A 20334-nucleotide genomic window follows, 5' to 3' on the forward strand; every position below is an offset into this window, starting at 1 on the left:
AAGCGTCGCGGCGCAGTCGGTGTCATCGCCCGCGAAGGCGGGCGATCCAGTACTCCGAGACGGCGAGGGGTACGGAAGGGGGCGCGGCGTACTGGATTCCCCGCCTTCGCGGGGAATGACAGCGGTGGCCAGGTGACGCCCACTCGCCGGTCACAGGAATAAAAATCTTCCAAATTTTCTTGCTTGCACAGTGAATTGCTTCTCTTGTGAGCCCGAAATGTAGTAGAATCTCCGGGTAATTCACGCCGGGTCTTGCCATGATCTTCCGTCAGCTCTTCGACAGTGTTTCGGGTACCTACAGCTATCTCCTGGCGAGCCGCCCCGGCGGCGAGGCGCTGATCCTCGATCCCGTCCTGGAGAAGGTCGACCGCTACTGCCAGCTGCTGCGCGAGCTCGATCTCAAGCTGGTCAAGGCCGTGGACACCCATCTCCATGCCGATCATGTCACCGGCCTCGGCGAGCTGCGCGACCGCACCCATTGCATGACCGTGATGGGGGACCAGACCAAGGCCGACGTGGTGGCGATGCGGGTTGCCGACGGCGACAAGGTGACGATCGAGGGCCTGGCGCTCGACGTGATGTACACGCCCGGCCACACCGACGATTCCTATTCCTATTTGATGGGCGACCGCGTCTTCACCGGCGACACGCTGCTGATCCGCGGCACCGGCCGCACCGATTTCCAGAACGGTTCTTCGCGCGCGCAATATGAGTCTATTTTCAATCGGCTGCTGAAGCTGCCCGACGAGACCATGGTGTTCCCAGCGCATGACTACAAGGGCGACACCGTCTCCACCATCGGCGAGGAGAAGCGCTACAATCCGCGGCTCCAGGTTCGCTCGGTCGACGACTATATCGAGCTGATGGCCAATCTGAAGCTGCCCAATCCGAAGATGATGGACGTTGCGGTGCCCGCCAACATGCATGTCGGCCTGCACCAGGAGGAGCTGGAGAAAGAGGGCCGCGCGCTCCGCGCCGTCGAGGCGATCCGCAGCCTCGGCCGTCCCGATATCCTGCTGGTCGATTTGCGCGAGACCAATGAGCGGATGAAGCACGGCATGCTCGAAGGCGCGTTGCATACGCCCTATCCGTCCGTCGAGGACAGCCTCAAGCCCGGCGGCATGCTGCGCGAGGTCGCGGCCGCCACCGGCCGCCGCGTCGTGTTCTTCTGCGCCTTCGGCGAACGCTCGGCGATGGCCGTCGCCGCCGCCAAGGAGGCCGGGCTCACCAACACCGCCCACATCGCCGGCGGCATCGACGCCTGGAAGAAGGCCGGCGGGCCGGTGGTGCACTGACGACTTGAGATAAGTCAGGAACCGCACATATCTTCCGGATAGGATCGGCCGCAGCATCACCATCCGGGACCAGCCATGGCCAAGATCGGCAAGCCGAGCGCGCCGCCCAAAATTGCGGACGACACGCCAGCAAAAGACAAGGCGAAGAAGCCTCCGCCTCCGCGCGACACCGAAGACGATGATTACGAAGACGGCGACATCGCGACACCAAAGCGAGACCGCTACGGGCCGGATGACGAGCCGTTTTGAGGGCTCGGCTCTTGCCTCGCTCTCAACTGTCGTCCTGGCGAAAGCCAGGACCCATACCGCGTGATCTCTCGATCGTGGATGGTCGCAGTACCGGACCACGAGTTTTCGCCAAACTGCTTCCTGGGGTAATGGGTCCTGGCTTTCGCCAGGACGACGGCGGGGAATCTCCCACCCACACTACCTGCCATGCGCCTGCGTTCATGGACAAATAACCGCTCTGCCCGATAGTTTGCGCGTCTCCAAAGGACGTGAAACGGAACTGCAATGGTCGACGTTCTCGCCGCACCGCAACAAGGCAAGGCGGACAGCGCGCTACGCACGCTGACGGGAATCTCGATCGCGCATTGGGTCAGCCATTTCCATCTGCTGGTCCTGCCGATGCTGTTTCCGTTCCTCAAGAATCAACTCGGCGTCGGCTATGTCGAGCTCGGCTTTGCACTGACCGTGTCGGCCGTGGTCTCGGGGCTGACGCAGGCGCCGACCGGCTATCTCGTCGACCATTTTGGTGCGCGAAGAATCCTGCTGGGCGGCCTCACGCTTGGCGGCCTCGCGCTGATCCTGCTCGGCCTGCACCTCAGCTATGCCTCGCTGATCGCCTGCGCCGTGCTGCTCGGGCTCGCCAACAGCGTCTACCATCCCGCCGATTACGCCATTCTCGCCGAGCACATGGACGAAGCGCGGATGGGCCGTGCTTTCTCGATCCATACCTTTGCCGGCTATTTCGGCGGCGCGGTGGCGCCGGCGATCGTCGCCGCGCTGGTCACCGTATCTGGCGGTGCCGGCGCGCTGATCGCATCGGGGGCGATCGGTGTTCTGGTCGCGCTGCTGCTGGTGACGATGAACATTCCCGATGCCGGCGCGCACAAGACGAAGCCGGGCACCGAGAACGCACCAAAACAAGCCGTGATCACGCCGGCGCTGATCACGCTGACGGCGCTGTTCATGCTGCTCAGCCTGTCGGTCGCCGGCATCAACAATTTCGGCGTGGTGGCGCTGATGAGTGGCTATGGCGTGACCTATTCCGCGGCCAATGTCGCGCTCACCGCGTTCCTCGGTGCAAGCGCCGCCGGCGTGCTCGCGGGCGGCTTTCTCGCCGACCATACCGAGCGCCACGGCTATGTCGCCGCCGCCTGCTTTGCCGCGAACGCGGCGATCGTGCTGCTGATCGCGCTGGTCACGCTGCCGGGCTGGGCGCTGACCGCCACGATGGCGGCAGCGGGTTTCCTCTCCGGCGTGATCGCGCCCTCGCGCGACATGCTGGTGCGCAATGCCGCCCCTCCCGGTGCTGCGGGGCGCGCCTTCGGCATCGTCTCCACCGGCTTCAATCTGGGCGGTATCGTCAGCCCGCTGCTGTTCGGCTGGATCATGGACCAGAGCGCGCCGCATTGGGTGTTCGGGGCGTCGGTGATCTTCATGGTCGCGACCGTGGTGCTGTCGCCGTTCACGGAGCGGAAGCGGCCAATCGCTGCTTGAGCAACAAGCTCAATTGTCGCCCCGGCCTTGCGCGCAATTGCGCACAGGGGCGGGGATGACGTTGTGATTGGGTTGACTGAAGTGGCCCCTTACGTCGGCGATACCGCGCCCTTCAGCGCGCTGGCCTGCGGCGCGGCGGTGCCGGTCAGCCTGGCCTTTTCCGTGTTCGGCCAGAGCAGGAGCAGCCCGAGCACACCGGAGCCGACCATGATCGCGGCGTTGATGGTGAAGCCGGTCATGTAGCCGTCCAGCATGCTGCCGGCGCGCTGGATCACGGTGCCCATCACGGCGGGCGCGATGATGCCCGAGAGCGTATAGAGCGCGCCGTAGATCGCGAGGATCGCGCCGCGCTGCGACGTCGGCGTGAACTCGCCGAGCATCGGCGGGCAGACCACGTAGATCGCTCCGCACAAGCCCGTTCCAACCACAAGCAAGGTGAGCTGAAAGCCCGCGCCCTGAACATGCGGCATCGCGGCCAGGATCAGGCCACCGATGACCAGCGGCACGGAGCCGAGCACGCCGCGTGCGACGCGGGTGGTCGAGCCGCGGGCCATCATCAGTTGCGAGATCCAGCCGGTCAGGATCACAATGGTGGCGCCGAACACCCAGGGCAGGGTCGAGATCCAGCCGGCCTGGCTCTGCGAGAAGCCGAGGCCCTTGATGATGAACGGCGTGAACCAGGTCAGCCCGAGCGACAGCGCCCAGTAAGCACCGAAGGTCGCCGCGACGCAGCCGAGGAAGGTGCGCGAGGTGAGCAGCTGAAGGTAGGGAATCTTCGTCTCGGCCGCAGCCTGAGCCTGTGTGTCCTCCAGCGGGCCTTCCTTGCCGAATGCGAGCCAGGCGCAAACCCAGATCAGGCCGACGACGCCGAGCGCGCCGAACGCATAGTGCCAGGAATGATTGACGATGATCCAGTTCAGCGCCGGCACAGCGAGGATGACGCCGAAGGCCGAGCCCTGCGACAGGATCGCGGTCGGCAGCGTCCGCTTCTCGTCGGGAAACCATTTGTAGATCGCATGCGCAGCGACCGAGAAGGCCGGGCCTTCGCCGGCGCCGAGCACGATGCGGCAGATCAGGAGCGTGGTGAAGGAGACGGTGCCGACCATCGGAAACTGCGCGAGCGCCCAGACCACCGCGAGCGCGAGCAGCACCCAGCGCGTCGGCACCTTGTTGACGATGAAGCCGACCACGATCGCAGAGATCGAGAACAGGAAGAAGAACGACGAGCCGAGCAGACCGAACTGCTCGGGCTCGAGCTTCAGCTCAGTCATGATCGGCACGCCGGCGAGACCGACGACGATCTTGTCGGCGAAGTTCACCAGCATGAAAAGAAACAGCAGAAATGTAACGGTCCAGGCGCCCTTAGGCGTTCCAGTCGTCTTGCCCGCCACCTCGGGCGTTCCCTGAGCGCTCATCATTCTCCCCGTCGTCCGTTTTTGGCACTTTTTTGATGTAGTCCTCTTAGGAGCTAACAACGGCTTCAATAGCAACGCAACCCGGCATTTCCGCAGCAAGTGTGCTACGCAGCAATTCCGCTAATTCCGTCCGGCGCCATTCATCGTGCTGAGCATCCGAAACCTCTCCAAGACGTTCTCTTCGGCCGGTGAGCCGGTCCATGTCCTGCGCGGCGTCGATCTCGACCTCAAGGCCGGCGAACGCGTCGCACTGACCGGCGAATCCGGCAGCGGCAAGAGCACGCTGCTGCACCTGATCGCAGGGCTCGATGCCGCCGATAGCGGCACGATCCGACTGGAAGATACCGAGGTCACCAAATTGTCCGATGCGGGACGCGCCGGCCTGCGGCGCGACCGGATCGGCCTGGTGTTTCAACAATACAATTTGATCCCGAGTCTGTCGGTCGGAGACAATCTGGTGTTTCAGGCGCGGATCGCCGGCCGGTACGACGCAGCTTGGTATAAAGAGCTGATCGAGCGTCTCGGGCTTGGCGGCCTGCTCAAGCGTTATCCAGAACAATTATCAGGCGGACAGCAGCAACGCGTCGCGATCGGCCGGGCGCTGGCGACAAAGCCGTCGTTGCTGCTGGCGGACGAGCCGACCGGCAATCTCGACGAGGCCACCGCCGAGGACGTGCTTGCCCTGACGCGCGACCTCGTCACGCGCACCGGCTGCGGCTTTCTGATGGTGACGCACAGCCTGCATCTGGCCGCGACACTCGATCGCCACGTCAATCTGCATGCCGGGCGGATCGCATGAGGCGCGCGCTCTGGGTCCTCGCCGTGCTGCTCAGCCATTGGCGGCGCCACAAGATGCAGTTCGCGACGCTCCTGATCGGGCTGATCGCGGCGACCGCGCTGTGGAGCGGCGTGCAGGCGATCAACCAGCAGGCCCGCAACGCCTATGACCGCGCCGCGGCAACCTTCGGCGGCGCGCGCACGCCGATGCTGGTCGCGCCTGACGCCGCGACTTTTCCGCAGGAGCTGTTCGTCAAGCTCCGCCGCGCCGGCTGGCCGGTCTCACCGATGCTGGAGGGACGCATCCAGGTCAACGGGCGCTCGGTCCGGCTGCTCGGCATCGAGCCGGTGACGCTGCCGGTCGATGTCGGCAATGCACCGCGCCTAGGCGCCGCCGATCTGAGCAACTTCATCGCGCCGCCGGGCCAGACGCTGGTGGCACGGGAGACGCTGAACGAATTGCAGGAGCAGGAGGGCGCGGCACCAGCGATCAGCAGCGGCGCAAAACTGCCGCCACTGCGCGTGCTGCCGCAGCTTGTGCCCGACGTGCTGGTGGTCGATATCGGCGTGGCGCAGCGGCTGCTGAACAAGCCGGAGCAAATCTCGCGACTTCTGATCGGCAAGCCCAGGGGCAAGCCCGCGCCATTGGCGAGCGTCGTCGGCGACCGCTTGCAGCGGGTCGAGCCCAATGCGGAGACCGAGCTGGAGCGCCTCACCGACAGCTTTCACCTCAATCTCACTGCGTTTGGCCTGCTGTCGTTCTTCGTCGGTCTTTTCATCGTCAATTCTGCCGTCGGTCTCGCCTTCGAGCAGCGGCTGCCGATGCTGCGCACGCTGCGGGCCTGCGGTGCCTCGGCGCGACTGGTCAACACCGTGCTGGTGGTCGAACTCGTGGCGTTGTCGCTGGTCGCAGGCCTGATCGGGCTTGCCTGCGGCTATTTCATTGCGGCTGCGCTCTTGCCCGACGTCGCGGCGTCCCTGCGGGGACTCTATGGCGCGCAAATCCCGGGGCAGCTCAGCTTGCGACCCGAATGGTGGCTCGCCGGGATCGGCATCAGCATTGCCGGCGCGCTGGTGGCCGCGGCGACCAGCCTGATCAAGGCTGTCAGGATGCCGGTGCTGGCGACCGCGCAGCCGCGCGCCTGGCAACAGCGGCAGCGCCGTTGGCTGATCCTGCAAAGCGGGGCTGCCTGCGCCGTGTTCGCGGTCGCGCTGTTGCTGCTCCAGTACGGGCAATCGTTGATCGCGGGCTTTGGCGTGCTGGCAGCGCTGATGCTGGGCGCCGCGTTGATCCTGCCGGCCTTCCTCGACATCATCCTGCGGACCGGGCAGCGTTTCGCGCGACAGCCGCTCGCCCTGTGGTTCTGGGCGGATAGCCGGCAGCAGCTCTCGGGATTGTCGCTGGCGCTGATGGCGCTGCTGCTCGCGCTCGCCGTCAATGTCGGGGTATCCACCATGGTGGAAACGTTCAGCCGCACTTTTGTCGGCTGGCTCGACGGGCGGCTCGCAGCCGACGTCTACATCAGCGCCTCCGACAATGCGAAAGGCGTCGCGATCCGCAATTGGCTGAAGGAGCGCGGCGATGTCCAGGCGATCCTGTCGGGCGGACGCGCCGAGGCGCAGGTTCAGGGGCAGCCGGTGGAACTGCTCGGCCTGCCCGATCATGCACTCTATCGCGAGCGCTGGCCGCTGCTCGAAGCCGCGCCCCGTGCCTGGACACAACTCATACCCGGCAATGCCGCGTTCATCAGCGAGCAGCTGAGCCGCCGACTCAACGTCCGCGTCGGCGACGTCATCGACGTCCCGGCGCCAGGCGGGACCTGGGAGCTCGACATCGTCGGCATCTATGCCGACTACGGCAACCCCAAGGGACAGCTTGCGGTGAATGTCGCGGCGCTGATCCGGCAGTTTCCGCAGACGCCACAGACGCGCATTGGTCTCATCGTCGCGAAGGAGAATATCCCCGGCCTGATCGCCGCGCTGCAGAAGCAGTTTGCGCTCGACGATCGCAGCGTCGCCGATCAGGCGACGGTGAAGGCGGAATCGATCCGGATCTTCAACCGCACCTTCGCGGTGACGTCGGCGCTGAACGCGTTCACGCTCGGCGTCGCCGGGATCGCGCTGCTGACCAGCCTTCTCACGCTGGCGAATTCGCGCCTGCCGCAGCTTGCGCCGCTCTGGGCAATCGGCATCACGCGGCCCCGCCTTGCCGCGATCGAACTGACCAAGACGCTGTCGGTCGCGCTGTTCACGTCACTCCTGGCCGTGCCGCTCGGACTGCTGGTGGCGTGGTGCCTGATCACGATCGTCAACGTCAAAGCGTTCGGCTGGCGGCTGCCGTTTCATGTGTTTCCGTTGCAACTGGTCGAGCTGGTCGCGGTCGCGCTGTTCGCCTCGTTGCTTGCCGCGCTGCTGCCAATGATACGGCTGGCGCGGATGCAGCCGGCGAGCCTCGTCAAGGTGTTTGCCAATGAACGCTGACAGGATCTCGCGGCGCACCTTCGCCGGCGGCATTGCCGCCCTCGCTCTCGCGCGACGGACACATGCGCAAGGGTATGCCGGCCTCGGTGAAACCGCCGACGGCTTTGCGAAGGTCGAGCCGGGAAAGACGTTCTCCTTCCCCGCCGATCACGGCCCGCATCCGGAGTTTCGCATCGAGTGGTGGTATCTCACGGCGAATCTCGTCGACAGCAGCGGCGCGGCTTGCGGCCTGCAATGGACGCTGTTTCGCCAGGCGACGCAGCCGGGACCGCAGGGCGAGGGCTGGGCCAACCAGCAGGTGTGGATGGCGCATGCGGCGGTGACGCGGGCCGACACCCACCGCTTCAGCGAGCTGTTTTCACGCGGCGGCGTGGGACAGGCCGGCGTCACGGCGAAACCGTTCTCAGCCTGGATCGACGATTGGGCGATGAACGGATCCGAGCGCACCGAAGATCGCGCTTTGGCGCCGCTGACGCTGAAGGCCTCGGGCGCCGACTTCAGTTACGCGCTGACGCTCGAGGCCGATCGTCCCGTGGTGCTGCAGGGCGATCGCGGCTACAGCCGCAAGTCGGAGCGCGGACAGGCCTCCTACTATTACAGCCAGCCGTTCTATCGCGCCCGCGGCACGCTCACCATCGATGATAGGCCGGTCGATGTTTCCGGCCAGGCCTGGATGGACCGCGAATGGAGCAGCCAGCCGCTCGACACCGACCAGACCGGCTGGGACTGGCTGTCGCTGCATCTCGCGTCCGGCGACAAGCTGATGCTATACCGGCTGCGGCAGAAGGACGGCATGGACTATCCATTCGGCAACTGGATCAGCGCCACAGGCGACACGCAGATGATCGTGGGTGCCGATATCCGGATGATTCCGAAAGCGACGGCTGAGATGGCCGGGCGCAAGCTGCCGGTGGAGTGGCAGATCGCGATCCCCTCGCGGTCGTTCTCGATCCAGTGCAAGCCGCTCAATCCAAAGGCGTGGATGGGGACCGTTTTTTCCTATTGGGAAGGGCCGATCAGCTTTACCGGCACGCATGACGGCGTTGGCTATCTCGAGCTGACCGGGTATTGAAGCGCAGCGTCCTCCAAGGAATCCGTTATGTATCACCTCACTGCCCTCGTCACGCTGCTGACGATCCTGTTCTACTTCTTCATCACCATCAACGTGTCGCGCTCGCGCACCAAAACCGGCGTCAAGGCGCCGGCGATGGCGGGCCATCCGGATTTCGAGCGCGCGTTCCGGATCCAGATGAACACGCTGGAATGGATGCCGATCTTCCTGCCGTCGCTCTGGCTGTTCGCGATCTACATCAGCGATTCCGGCGCGGCGGCGATCGGCGCGCTCTGGATCGTCGGCCGCATCGTCTACTTCATCGGCTATTCGAAGGCCGCAGCAAAACGCGGCCCGGGATTTTTCATTCAGGGTATCGCGGCCATTGCGCTGTGGGCCGGGGCGCTGGGAGCGGCGGTGCTGCGGCTGGTGTGAGGTAGCCGACATGCGTCCACTTGCCCCGCCGTCGTCCTGGCGAAGGCCAGGATCCATAGCCGCAGGCGCCGCTATGGGCACGATGGTGGCGACAGCTTGTTTCAACAAGTCGCTATCGGGGTAATGGGTCCTGGCTTTCGCCAGGACGACATCGCGCTTTTTAAGCCGCCGTCATCCTACTTCGTCAGCGGACAGCCGCTCTCCTTGGCCGTGAAGAACGCCTTCTCGCCGGGAACGACCGCGAGCTGCTTGTAATAGTCCCAGGGCTTCTTCGATTCGGAGGGCTTCTTGACCTCGAACAGATACATGTCGTGGACCATGCGGCCGTTCTCGAGCACCTTGCCACCTTGCGCGAAATCGTCGTCGACCGGCAGCTCCTTCAGCTTCTTGGCGACTGCATCCGGATCCTTGGTGCCGGCGGCCTTGACCGCCTTGAGATAGCTCAGCGTCGCCGAATAGGTCCCGGCCTGGATCATGTTCGGCATCCGGCCGGTGCGCTTGAGAAAGCGTTCGCCGAGATGGCGGGTACGGTCATTGATATCCCAGTAATAGCCCTCGGTCAGCACCAGGCCTTGCGCGGCCTGCAAGCCGAGACCGTTCACTTCGGCGAGCGTCATCAAGAGGCCCGCGAGCTTCTGGCCACCGGAGACGATGCCGAACTCGGACGCCTGCTTGATCGAGTTGGTGGTGTCGAGGCCGGCATTGGCGAGGCCGACGATCTTCGCCTTCGAGCTCTGCGCCTGGAGCAGGAAGGAGGAGAAGTCCGAGGAGTTGAGCGGCACGCGCACCGAACCGAGCACCTTGCCGCCATTGGCGGCGACGATCTCGCTGGTGTCCTTTTCCAGCGCGTAGCCGAAGGCATAATCCGCGGTGAGGAAGAACCAGGTGTCGCCGCCGGCCTTGGTCAGCGAGCCGCCGGTGCCGACACCGAGCGCGCGGGTGTCATAGGCCCAGTGGAAACCGTAGGGCTGGCAGGCATCGCCGGTGAGGCGCGAGGTCGCAGCGCCGACGACGATGTCGATCTTCTTCTTTTCCTTGGAGAGCTCGTGGATCGCGAGCGCGACCGATGAGGTCGTCAGCTCCGTGATCATGTCGACGTTCTCGACATCGTACCAGCGCCGCGCGATCGAGGTCGCGAGATCCGGCTTGTTCTGATGGTCGGCGGTGACGAGCTCGATCTTCTGGCCGAGCACCTCGCCGCCGAAATCCTCGATCGCCATCCTGGCGGCTTCGACCGACCATTTGCCGCCGTAATCGGCGTAGACGCCGGACTGGTCGTTGAGGATGCCGATCTTGACGCCTTGGGCGGAGGCCGGCGCGGCCAGCAGCAAAGCCGAAATTGCGACAGCGGCCAAAAGGGCTGATTTCATGTGTTAGCTCCCAGCAGTTTTCTGTTTTGAAATCGCGCGGATACTAGTGAAGAACCCCGGCGGTGCCCATCCATTTCGGTCTAGGCCGTTAGTATGGGCGCGGCCATTTTTGATGAATTGCCGTCGTCCTGGACAAGCGAGCGGAGCGAGCGCTGATCCAGGACCCATTACCCCAGGGAGCAGTTTGGCGAAGTCTCGGAGTGAGCAGCTCGCACAGCAACCACTCCCTGGGGGTAATGGGTCCTGGCTTTCGCCAGGACGACATGGAGAGGAATCAGCCCACCGCCTTCGGCTTGCCCTCGTTCTTCCCCTCGGCCAGGTTCCGCACCACGACGTAGAAGATCGGCGTGAACAACAGCCCGAACAAGGTGACGCCGATCATGCCGAAGAACACGGCGACGCCGACGGCCTGCCGCATCTCCGAGCCGGAGCCGGACGAGATCACCAGCGGCAGCACGCCGAGGATGAAAGCGAAGGACGTCATCAGGATCGGCCGCAAGCGCAGCCGGCAGGCGTCGATCACGGCCTCCAGCCGCGGCTTGCCTTCATTCTCGATGTCGCGGGCGAACTCCACGATCAGGATCGCGTTCTTCGCCGCCAAGCCCACCAGCACGACAAAGCCGATCTGGGTGAGGATGTTGACGTCCTGCCCCATGATGCGCACGCCGATGGTGGCGGCCAGCAGGCACATCGGCACGATCAGGATCACCGCGAACGGCAAGGTCCAGCTGCCATATTGCGCGGCGAGCACGAGATAGACGAACAGCACGCAGATCGGGAACACCAGCAGTCCCGCATTGCCGCCGGTGATCTGCTGATAGGACAGATCGGTCCATTCGAAGGTAAAGCCGCTCGGCAAGGTGTCGTCGGCGAGCTTCTTGATCGCGTTGAGCGCAGTGGTCGAGCTGGTACCCGGGGCTGGCTCGCCCTGGAGCTCGGATGCTGCATAGAGATTGTAGCGCGCGACGCGGTCAGGGCCGGAAACATCCTTGAAGTCGACCACGCTGCCGAGCATGACCATGTCCCCGGAGGCGTTGCGCGTCCGCAGCCGCGCAAGATCGCTCGGCTCTTTCCGGAACGGGAAGTCGGCCTGTGCGGTGACGTGGTAGGTGCGGCCGAACAGGTTGAAGTCGTTGACATAGGTCGATCCGAAATAGGTCTGGATCGTGTCGTTGATGTTGGCGATGGGAACGCCGAGCTTCTGCGCTTTGGTGCGGTCGATGTCGACGAAGAGCTGCGGCGTGTTGGCCGAGAACGGCGAGAACACCGTGGGAGCGAGCAGCGACGGCGATTTGCGCGCCGCGGCGACCAGCTCGTCGGTGGCCGCGGCGAGCAGCTCCGGCCCGCGTCCCTGGCGGTCCTGGATGCGGATGGTGAAGCCGCCGCCGGTGCCGATGCCGGGCACGGCCGGAGGCGGAATGACAATGATGAACGCGCCCTGGATTGCAGCGAGCCGCTTGCGCAGCTCGGCCGTGATGGCGTTCGCAGTCAGCCCCTTCTTGATCCGCGCCTCTGGCTCGTCGAAAACAGGGAACAGCGCCGCTGCATTGCCTGCCTGCGTGCGCGTCGCGCCGGAGAAGCCGGCGAAAGCGGCAACGCGGATGATACCCGGCGTATCCAGCGAGATCCGCTCGATCTCGCGCACGACCTCGGTGGTGCGTGCCAGCGACGCCGCGCCCGGCAATTGCACGGAGATGATGACGTAGCCGCGGTCCTGCGCCGGAATAAAGCCTTGCGACGTGGTCCCGATCAGCCAGCCGGCGCTGCCGATCAGCACGACGTAGATCAGGATCATCACCGCCGAATGCCGGATCACGAAATTGGCGAGGCCGGCGTAGCCATGCGCGAGACGGTCGAACACGCGGTTAAACACGCCCGTGAAAGCGTTCCAGCCGCGTGCGAGAAAATTCCAGCGCGCTGGCGGCCGCTTCTCCTCGTGCGGAACGAGAAGAAGCGAGGCCAGCGCCGGCGACAGCGTCAATGAGCAGAAGCAGGAGATTGCGGTTGCGACCGCAATGGTGACGGCGAATTGCTGGAAGAACTGACCGGAAATTCCGCCCAGAAACGCCGTCGGGACGAATACCGCGCAGAGCACCAGCGCGATCGACACCAATGCGCCGCCGACCTCCTCCATGGTCTTCAGTGCGGCGTCGCGCCGGCTCATGCCGTGCTCGAGATGCCGCTCCACATTCTCGACCACCACGATGGCGTCGTCGACCACGATACCGACGGCGAGAACGAGACCGAACAGCGTGAGATTGTTGATGGAGAAGCCGAGCGCCGCCATCACCGCGAAGGTGCCGACCAGCGACACCGGGATCGCGATGATCGGGATGATCGCGGGCCGCCATCCTTGCAGGAACACCAGAACCACGATGACCACGAGCAACATGGCCTCGTAGATGGTCTTGATCAGCTCATGGACGGACTGCGCGATGAACTCGGTCGGGTTGTAGCCGATATTGAAGTCGAGGCCTTTCGGGAAGGTCTCCTTCAGCTTCGCCATCGTGTCCGAAATGTTCTTCGCGGTCGCGAGCGCATTCGATCCCGGCCGCTGCGTCACCAGCATCGCGACCGCCGATTTGCGCAGCAGGAAGCTGTTGGTGGAGTACGCGAGAGCACCGAGCTCGATACGGGCGACGTCGCGCAGGCGTACCGTGCGGCCGTCGGAGCCGGCCTTGATCAGGATGTCCTCGAACTGCTTCTGGTCTTTCAAACGCCCTGTGAAGGTGAGGTTCGGCTGGAAGGCGCGGTCGGCGATCGGCGGTTCGGCGATCTGGCCGCCCGCGATCTGCACGTTCTGCGCGCGGATCGCGGCGAGCACTTCGGCCGAAGTCAGGCCGAGATTGGCGATCCGGTCAGGGTCGAGCCAAAGCCGCATCGAATAATCGCGCGCGCCGAAAATCTGGATGTCGCCGACACCGTCGATCCGCAGCAGCTGGTCGCGGACCTGGAGCAGCGCATAGTTGGAAATGTAGAGCTGGTCGAACGTGTCGTCGGGCGACAGCATGAACACGACCATCAGGATGTCGGGCGAGTTCTTGCGGGTGACGACGCCGTTGCGCTGCACTTCGTCCGGCAGTTGCGGCTGCGCGATCGCGACGCGGTTCTGCACCAGCACCTGGGCCTTGTCGAGGTCGGTGCCGAGCTTGAAAGTGACGGTGATGGTGAGCTGGCCGTTCGAGGTCGCCTGGCTGTAGAGATACAGCATGTCCTCGACGCCGTTGATCTGCTGCTCGATCGGAGCGGCAACGGTGTCGGACACGGTCTGCGCGGAGGCGCCGGGATATTGCGTAGTGACCACGACGGTCGGCGGCACCACTTGCGGATATTCGGAGACCGGCAGCGTGGTGTAGGCGAGGGCGCCGACGATCAGCAGCACGATCGACAGCACCATGGCCAGGATGGGCTGGTTGATGGAGAGACGGCCAAGATTCATGATTTGCCACCGGCGGGCGCTGGTGCCGTCTGCGGAGCGACCTTGGCACCGACGCGGGCGCGCTGGATGCCGTTGACGATGACGCGGTCGTCCGCCTTCAATCCCTCGCGGATCACGCGCAGGCCCTCGTCGAGCGGCCCGAGCGTCACGGGACGCGCCTCGACGGTGTCGTCCGGCTTGACCACGAACACGATCTTGCGGGACTGGTCGGTTGCGACCGCGACATCGGGGATCAGCAGCGCCTCATAGGGCGCGCTGCCGATCAGTCTGATGCGCCCGAACTGACCGGGTAGGATCGAAAGATCGGTGTTCTTGACCACGGCGCGGCTGCGTAGCGTGCCGGTGGAAACGTCGAGGCGGTTGTCGAGGAAGTTGATGGTACCCTCATGCGACGGCTTGCTCTCGCCGGCCAGCGTCACCTGCACCGGGTTCGCCGTGTCGCGCGAGCTCGGGCGCTTACCTTCGAACCACAGCTTGCTGTATTTGATGAAGGTCGCCTCATCCATGTCGAAATAGACGTAGATCGGATCGAGCGCGACGATCGAGGTGAGCAGCGTCGAGGAGCCGGTATCGCTGCCTTGCACCAGATTGCCAGGGCTGACGAGATGGCGGCTGACGCGGCCGGTGAGCGGCGCGGTCACATGGGTGAATTCGATGTTGAGCCGCGCGGCCTTCAGCGCGCCAGCGGCCTGCGTCTCCGCGGCGTGCGCGGCCTGTAAGGCCTGGCGTCGCTGGTCGACGGCCTGCTCGGAGACCGCGCTGGTCTGCACCAAATTGAGGCCGCGGTCGAGCTCGCGCTTGGCAAGCTCCACCTTGGCGCGCGCATCGGAGAGCTGGCCGTCTGCCTGCTCGGCCACCGCCTCGAATGGACGCGGGTCGATGACGTAGAGCAGATCGCCCTGATGGACGATGGCGCCGTCCTGGAATTCGACGGAGTTGACGAAGCCGCCGACGCGCGGGCGGACCTGCACCTCCTCGACCGCCTCGAAGCGGCCGGTGAATTCGTCCCAATCGGTGACGGTGCGCTTGACCGGCTGGGCGACGGTCACCGGCGCTGGCGGGGGAGCACTCGCTTGCGAGGCCGGCTGGCCGCAGCCGGTGAGCGCAAAGGCCGCGGCGAGAAGGCCGACGATGGCGTAAGGCCGAGGCGAAACGAAATCGTGCGTTTTGACAAATTGCTCGCTTCCGTCCGGTCCAGTCATCCCAGGTCCTCGCATAAAAACCGCGGTAATAGCAGGGTACGCCCGTACCCGCGGGCGCCACAAGATGGGTTTCAATCATGAACTCTTCAAGACCAAAGCGCGGGCAATGCTCGGAGGAATGCCCTGGCCGGATGACGGGTTGACAGGGCTTGTTTGCCTCTCCCGGTAAACCGCAAGGCAATCGCATATGGATTTCACGAGGAGCGCGGGCTTGCTCCCCTCTCCCGCTTGCGGGAGGGGCCGACGCGCCCCGGGCGATGCGCAGCATCGTCCCGCGCGCGGCGGGTGAGGGCTCTCACCACGCAGGGACATCCTCCGCAATTCTCGACAATCCCGACGCGGAGACACCCCCACCCCCAGCCCTCCCCCGCAAGCGGGAGAGGGAGAGGAGAGAGCGACAGCGTCTTCGCGCATGACGAATGCCGCCAGCGCGGTTAGACTACCCCCACAAAAACAAGACGAATTGTCCGGGGAGGACAGACGTGCATCAGGGACGTGTCGTTTACGGCGCGATCGAGGAAGTCGTGTTCGGCCACCCCGCGGCCGAGGCCGTGGTCGCCCAGATGGACCGGCTGGGGACGCGCCGTGCCTTCCTGATGGTGTCGGGCACGCTGAACCGGCAGACCGACGAAATCGCGAAGATCACACAAGCCCTGGGCACAAATTGCGCGGGCGTCTTCGATGCCATGCCGGCGCACACCCCGCGGGAGGCGGTGATCGCCGCCACCAATGCGGCGCGCGAGGCCGGCGCCGACCTGATCGTCACCGTGGGCGGCGGCTCGATCACCGACGGCGCCAAGGCGGTGCAGCTCTGCCTCGCCAACGGCATCGACGATGTCGACGGCATCGAGCGCATCCGCGTGCACAAGGGCGTCGCGCCGGAAATGACGGCGCCTGTCGTGCGCCAGATCAGCGTGCCGACCACGATCGCCGGCGGCGAGTTCAGCGCGATCGCTGGCGTCACCGACCGCAGCACGCACGTGAAGCAGATGCTGCGCCATCCGCTGACGGTGCCGCGCGCGACCATTCTCGACCCCGCCATCACCGTGCACACGCCGGAATGGCTGTTCCTCTCGACCGGCATCCGCGCCATCGATCATTGCGTCGAGGCGATCTGCTCGCCGGAGACGCATCCCTATGCCGACGCGCAGTCGGTCAAGGGCCTCGCGATGCTCGCCGACGCGCTGCCACGGGTGAAGGCTGACCCTGCTGACCTCGATGCGCGCATGGATGCGCAGATCGGCACCTGGCTGTCGATGGGCGCCCTCGCCGCCGGCGTGCCGATGGGCGCAAGCCACGGCATCGGCTACGTGCTGGGCGCGGCCTTCGACGTGCCGCATGGCTACACCTCCTGCATCATGCTGCCGGCCGTGATGCGCTGGAATGCGCCCGACAATGCCGAGCGCCAGATGATCGTGGCGGCCGCAATGGGCTTTCCGGGTCACAAGGCGGCCGACGTGCTCGATGCCTTCATCCGCTCGCTCGGCATGCCGCGCAGCCTCGCCGATGTACGCGTCACGCCGGAGCATTTCGACGCCATCGCCGAACAGGCGATGCGCACGCCCTGGGTGCCGCGCAACCCGCGCAAGATCGACGGTCCCGCGCAGGTGCGCGAAATCCTGCTTCTTGCCGCATGATCTAAAGCCGGAGGACCGATGTATCCAGGTCAGCATGCCCGCCTGCGTCCGCTCCAGCCCGCCTTCATCATGGCGGCGAGCGGCGAGGCCGTCACCTATCGCGAGTTGGAGGCGCGCAGCAATCGCCTGGCGCATCTGTTCCGCAGGCACGGCTTGAAGCGGCTCGACCACTACTCGATCTTCATGGAGAACAATTCGCGCTATCTCGAAGCCTGCGGCGCCGGCGAGCGCTCCGGGCTGTACTACACCTGCATCAACTCCTTCCTGACGCCGGGCGAGCTCGCCTATCTCCTCGTCAACAGCCAGTCGAAGATCCTGATCACGTCGATGGCGAAGCTCGACATCGCACGGGAGGCGATCAAGGCCTGCCCCGATATCAAGCTCTGCGTCGTCGCCGACGGCCCCGGCGAGAGTGACCGTATCGTCGGCCTCGCCGAGGTCACGGCCGATCTGCCGACGACTGCGATTGCAGATGAATGTCTGGGTACCGCGATGCTCTATTCATCGGGCACAACGGGACGGCCGAAAGGCATTTTGCGGCCGCTGCCGGAGGAGCCACCGAAGCACAATCTGCCGCTGTTCGATTTCCTGACCAAGCTTTGGCACTATCGCGAGGGCATGGTCTATCTGTCGCCGGCGCCGCTCTATCACTCCGCGCCGCAGGCCGCGGTCAACCTGACAATCCGGATGGGCGGCACCGCGATCATCATGGAGAATTACGATCCCGAGCGTTACCTCCAGCTCGTCGAGCAATGGGGTATCACTCACACGCAGCTGGTGCCGACGATGTTCTCGCGCATGCTGAAGCTGCCTGAGGAGGTGCGCACGCGCTACGACCTCTCCTCGCTCGAGATCGCGATCCATGCCGCCGCGCCCTGCCCGGCGCGGGTGAAGGACGACATGATCAAATGGTGGGGACCGATCATCCACGAATATTACGGTGCGACCGAAGGCCTTGGCTTCACCGCCTGCGACAGCGCGGAATGGCTGGCCCATCGCGGCACCGTCGGCAAGGTGCTGCTCGGCGACCTCCATATTCTCGACGAAAACATGAAGCCATGCCCGACCGGCAGGCCGGGTCAGGTCTGGTTCAAGACGGCCTCACCGTTCGAATATTTCAACGACCCGGAGAAGACCAAGGAAGCGCGCTCGGCCGACGGCAGCATGAGCACGGTTGGCGACGTCGGCTATGTCGATGCCGATCGGTTCCTGTACCTCACCGACCGCGCGACTTTCATGATCATCTCCGGCGGCGTGAACATCTATCCGCAGGAATGCGAAAATCTGCTGATCACCCATCCGAAGGTCGCGGACGCCGCGGTGTTCGGCGTGCCCAATCCCGATCTCGGTGAAGAGGTGAAGGCGGTGGTGCAGCCGATGCCCGGCGTCGTGCCGGACGAGGCGCTCGTCGAAGAGCTGATCGCGTTCTGCGGGGCGTCGCTGTCACGGCAGAAGGTGCCGCGCTCGGTCGATTTCGAGAAGGAGTTGCCGCGGCTGCCGACGGGGAAGCTGTACAAGCGGCTGCTAAGGGACCGGTATTGGGGGAACAAGGCGTCGCGGATTGTGTGAAGTCGCAGCTGTCGTCCTGGCGAAAGCCAGGACCGATACCGCGTGATCTCACAACTGAAGAAGGTAGCAATCCCGAGCGACCAATCTTCGCCAAACACCTCCCTGGGGTGTTGGGTCCTGGCGTTCGCCAGGACGACGCCGGAGGCACTTCTCACAATTTGTGAGAGAACCGCTCGTGCGCCCGCCGTCATCCGAATTGCCGAGAGGCCCTCCGTCCTTGCCGGTTGCCTCACCGCGCCTGCGTCGCTATCGTCCTGACAAACAGGCCAAAAGGCCGAAAAGACTAAGTCCAGGGAGGACGAGGATGCGGAGCGTACGGGCGCTCGCCGCGACGGCGGCGCTGTCTTTGCTGGCGTTTTCGACGATCGCATCGGCCGGCGAACCAAAGCAGGGCGGGATCCTGCGGATGTATCACCGCGACAGCCCGGCCAATGCGTCCATCCTGGAGGGCGCGACATATTCGATCAACGTGCCCTTCATGGGAGTGTTCAACAATCTCGTCATCTACGACCAGCACATTGCGCAGAATAGCCCTGATACCCTGAGGCCAGAGCTGGCCGAGAGCTGGTCCTGGAGCGGCGACAACAAGAAGCTGACCTTCAAACTGCGCCAGGGCGTCAAGTGGCATGACGGCAAGCCGTTCACGTCGGCCGACGTCAAATGCACCTTCGATCTCCTGATGGGCAAATCGCAACAAAAGCTGCGGCAGAATCCGCGCAAAGCCTGGTACAGCGAGGTTAACGATGTCACGCCGAACGGTGATTTCGAGGTCTCCTTCGATCTGAAGCGGCCGCAGCCTTCGCTGCTGGCGATGCTCGCATCCGGCTATACGCCGATCTATCCCTGTCACGTCTCGCCGGCGGAGATGCGCACCCATCCGGTGGGAACCGGCCCGTTCAGATTCGTCGAGTTCAAGGCCAATGAATCGATCAAGCTGACGCGAAACCCGGACTATTGGAAGAAGGGCCTGCCCTATCTCGACGGCATCGAGTACACGATCATCACGAACCGCTCCACCGCGATCCTCGCCTTCGTCGCCGGCAAGTTCGACATGACCTTCCCGACGCACATCACGATCCCGCTCCTCAAGGACATCAAGTCGCAGGCGCCGAACGCCCTCTGCGTCGTCGAGCCGACCAACGTTTCGACCAACATCATCGTCAATTCGGCGTCCCCGCCGTTCGACAACATCGAGATCCGCCGGGCCATGGCGATGGCGCTCGACCGCAAGGCCTTCGTCGACATCCTGTTCGAAGGCCAGGCCGATATCGGTGGCACTATGCTGCCGCCGCCGCAGGGCATCTGGGGCATGCCCAAGGACAAGCTGGAGACCATTCCAGGCTATGGCCCGAACGTGAATGCGAGCCGGGATGAGGCCAGGAAGCTGATGCAGAAGGCGGGCTACGGTCCCGACAAGCACTTGGCGGTGAAGGTCTCGACGCGCAATCTCGCGGAATATCGCGATCCCGCGGTGATCCTGATCGACCAGCTCAAGAGCATCTATATCGACGGCGAGCTCGACGTCGTGGAAACCGCGAACTGGTTCCCGAAGGTTGCACGCAAGGATTACATGCTCGGCCTCAACTTGACCGGCAATTCCGTCGACGATCCTGACCAGTCTTTCTACGAAAACTATTCCTGCGGCTCGGAGCGGAACTACACCAATTATTGCAACAAGGAGATCGAGATGCTGTTCGACCTGCAATCGCAGGAGATCGACGTCGGCAAGCGCAAGCAACTGGTCTGGGACATCGACAAGAAGCTGCAGGAGGATGTCGCCCGCCCGATCATCTTCCATGCGCGGGCCGGCACCTGCTGGCAGCCTTATGTCAAGGGCGTGACGATCATGTCGAACAGCTCCTATAACGGCTTTCGCTACGAGGACGTCTGGCTCGACAAGTAGCGCGCAAGACTGACGACTAGCGGCTCGACAGGAGGGCG

At 64.5% G+C, this 20334-nt stretch carries 14 protein-coding genes; 10 read left to right on the top strand and 4 right to left on the bottom strand.

Annotated features, from left to right (window positions below; translation table 11 throughout):
- The first annotated feature begins 257 nt into the window (after positions 1-257).
- The 3 genes from BRA1253DRAFT_RS22145 to BRA1253DRAFT_RS22150 all read left to right on the top strand — a co-directional run bounded on the left by BRA1253DRAFT_RS22145 (position 258) and on the right by BRA1253DRAFT_RS22150 (position 3017).
- Entirely contained in the window at positions 258-1295 is a 1038-nt protein-coding gene (locus BRA1253DRAFT_RS22145) for an MBL fold metallo-hydrolase (RefSeq protein WP_007598021.1), read from the top strand.
- A gap of 75 nt (positions 1296-1370) precedes the next feature.
- On the top strand, positions 1371-1544 hold the full coding sequence (locus tag BRA1253DRAFT_RS42920; protein WP_007598023.1) for a hypothetical protein: 174 nt from the start codon (positions 1371-1373) through the stop codon (positions 1542-1544).
- A 264-nt stretch (positions 1545-1808) separates the two neighbouring features.
- Positions 1809-3017: an MFS transporter gene (locus BRA1253DRAFT_RS22150; RefSeq protein WP_007598026.1), complete on the top strand. Its 1209-nt coding sequence runs from the start codon at positions 1809-1811 to the stop codon at positions 3015-3017.
- An 89-nt stretch (positions 3018-3106) separates the two neighbouring features.
- On the opposite strand, the gene BRA1253DRAFT_RS22155 is transcribed toward BRA1253DRAFT_RS22150, so the two are convergent.
- Positions 3107-4432, bottom strand: coding sequence for an MFS transporter (locus BRA1253DRAFT_RS22155; protein WP_007598027.1), 1326 nt, complete (start codon positions 4430-4432; stop codon positions 3107-3109).
- 145 nt (positions 4433-4577) lie between these two features.
- Between BRA1253DRAFT_RS22155 and BRA1253DRAFT_RS22160 the strand changes: the two genes are divergently transcribed.
- Genes BRA1253DRAFT_RS22160 through BRA1253DRAFT_RS22175 form a run of 4 tightly spaced genes read left to right on the top strand, consistent with a single transcriptional unit; the run spans position 4578 to position 9176 of the window.
- Positions 4578-5231, top strand: coding sequence for an ABC transporter ATP-binding protein (locus tag BRA1253DRAFT_RS22160; protein ID WP_007598028.1), 654 nt, complete (start codon positions 4578-4580; stop codon positions 5229-5231).
- Positions 5228-7690 (top strand): FtsX-like permease family protein, encoded by a 2463-nt coding sequence (locus tag BRA1253DRAFT_RS22165; RefSeq protein ID WP_007598029.1) that lies wholly within the window; start codon positions 5228-5230, stop codon positions 7688-7690. Before BRA1253DRAFT_RS22160 ends, BRA1253DRAFT_RS22165 begins: the two co-directional genes overlap by 4 nt.
- A complete protein-coding gene (locus BRA1253DRAFT_RS22170) occupies positions 7680-8762 on the top strand; it encodes a lipocalin-like domain-containing protein (protein WP_007598031.1) in 1083 nt (360 codons plus the stop codon). Before BRA1253DRAFT_RS22165 ends, BRA1253DRAFT_RS22170 begins: the two co-directional genes overlap by 11 nt.
- A gap of 27 nt (positions 8763-8789) precedes the next feature.
- A complete protein-coding gene (locus tag BRA1253DRAFT_RS22175) occupies positions 8790-9176 on the top strand; it encodes an MAPEG family protein (protein ID WP_007598033.1) in 387 nt (128 codons plus the stop codon).
- 176 nt (positions 9177-9352) lie between these two features.
- Here BRA1253DRAFT_RS22175 and BRA1253DRAFT_RS22180 read toward each other — a convergent pair whose 3' ends face one another.
- The 3 genes from BRA1253DRAFT_RS22180 to BRA1253DRAFT_RS22190 form a co-directional block, all read right to left on the bottom strand.
- On the bottom strand, positions 9353-10546 hold the full coding sequence (locus BRA1253DRAFT_RS22180) for an ABC transporter substrate-binding protein (protein ID WP_007598034.1): 1194 nt from the start codon (positions 10544-10546) through the stop codon (positions 9353-9355).
- 274 nt (positions 10547-10820) lie between these two features.
- Entirely contained in the window at positions 10821-13985 is a 3165-nt protein-coding gene (locus BRA1253DRAFT_RS22185; RefSeq protein WP_007598035.1) for an efflux RND transporter permease subunit, read from the bottom strand.
- Positions 13982-15187, bottom strand: coding sequence for an efflux RND transporter periplasmic adaptor subunit (locus tag BRA1253DRAFT_RS22190; protein ID WP_007598036.1), 1206 nt, complete (start codon positions 15185-15187; stop codon positions 13982-13984). Before BRA1253DRAFT_RS22190 ends, BRA1253DRAFT_RS22185 begins: the two co-directional genes overlap by 4 nt.
- A gap of 482 nt (positions 15188-15669) precedes the next feature.
- On the opposite strand from BRA1253DRAFT_RS22190, the gene BRA1253DRAFT_RS22195 reads away from it, so the two are divergent.
- From BRA1253DRAFT_RS22195 to BRA1253DRAFT_RS22205, 3 genes are all read left to right on the top strand, one after another.
- A complete protein-coding gene (locus tag BRA1253DRAFT_RS22195) occupies positions 15670-16824 on the top strand; it encodes an iron-containing alcohol dehydrogenase (protein ID WP_007598037.1) in 1155 nt (384 codons plus the stop codon).
- An 18-nt stretch (positions 16825-16842) separates the two neighbouring features.
- Positions 16843-18393, top strand: a complete 1551-nt coding sequence (locus BRA1253DRAFT_RS22200) for an AMP-binding protein (protein WP_007598038.1) — start codon at positions 16843-16845, stop codon at positions 18391-18393.
- 304 nt (positions 18394-18697) lie between these two features.
- Positions 18698-20296, top strand: coding sequence for an ABC transporter substrate-binding protein (locus tag BRA1253DRAFT_RS22205; RefSeq protein ID WP_007598039.1), 1599 nt, complete (start codon positions 18698-18700; stop codon positions 20294-20296).
- Positions 20297-20334: the final 38 nt, after the last annotated feature.

It is taken from the genome of Bradyrhizobium sp. WSM1253 (genome assembly GCF_000244935.1).
Taxonomy (GTDB): Bacteria; Pseudomonadota; Alphaproteobacteria; order Rhizobiales; family Xanthobacteraceae; genus Bradyrhizobium; species Bradyrhizobium canariense.

Excerpts from the sequence above, each read along its gene's own strand:
- BRA1253DRAFT_RS22145 (WP_007598021.1), top strand. The coding sequence starts at position 258 with ATGATCTTCCGTCAGCTCTTCGACAGTGTTTCGGGTACCTACAGCTAT.
- BRA1253DRAFT_RS42920 (WP_007598023.1), top strand. The coding sequence starts at position 1,371 with ATGGCCAAGATCGGCAAGCCGAGCGCGCCGCCCAAAATTGCGGACGAC.
- BRA1253DRAFT_RS22150 (WP_007598026.1), top strand. The coding sequence starts at position 1,809 with ATGGTCGACGTTCTCGCCGCACCGCAACAAGGCAAGGCGGACAGCGCG.
- BRA1253DRAFT_RS22155 (WP_007598027.1), bottom strand. The coding sequence starts at position 4,432 with ATGAGCGCTCAGGGAACGCCCGAGGTGGCGGGCAAGACGACTGGAACG.
- BRA1253DRAFT_RS22165 (WP_007598029.1), top strand. The coding sequence starts at position 5,228 with ATGAGGCGCGCGCTCTGGGTCCTCGCCGTGCTGCTCAGCCATTGGCGG.
- BRA1253DRAFT_RS22170 (WP_007598031.1), top strand. The coding sequence starts at position 7,680 with ATGAACGCTGACAGGATCTCGCGGCGCACCTTCGCCGGCGGCATTGCC.
- BRA1253DRAFT_RS22175 (WP_007598033.1), top strand. The coding sequence starts at position 8,790 with ATGTATCACCTCACTGCCCTCGTCACGCTGCTGACGATCCTGTTCTAC.
- BRA1253DRAFT_RS22180 (WP_007598034.1), bottom strand. The coding sequence starts at position 10,546 with ATGAAATCAGCCCTTTTGGCCGCTGTCGCAATTTCGGCTTTGCTGCTG.
- BRA1253DRAFT_RS22185 (WP_007598035.1), bottom strand. The coding sequence starts at position 13,985 with ATGAATCTTGGCCGTCTCTCCATCAACCAGCCCATCCTGGCCATGGTG.
- BRA1253DRAFT_RS22190 (WP_007598036.1), bottom strand. The coding sequence starts at position 15,187 with ATGACTGGACCGGACGGAAGCGAGCAATTTGTCAAAACGCACGATTTC.
- BRA1253DRAFT_RS22200 (WP_007598038.1), top strand. The coding sequence starts at position 16,843 with ATGTATCCAGGTCAGCATGCCCGCCTGCGTCCGCTCCAGCCCGCCTTC.
- BRA1253DRAFT_RS22205 (WP_007598039.1), top strand. The coding sequence starts at position 18,698 with ATGCGGAGCGTACGGGCGCTCGCCGCGACGGCGGCGCTGTCTTTGCTG.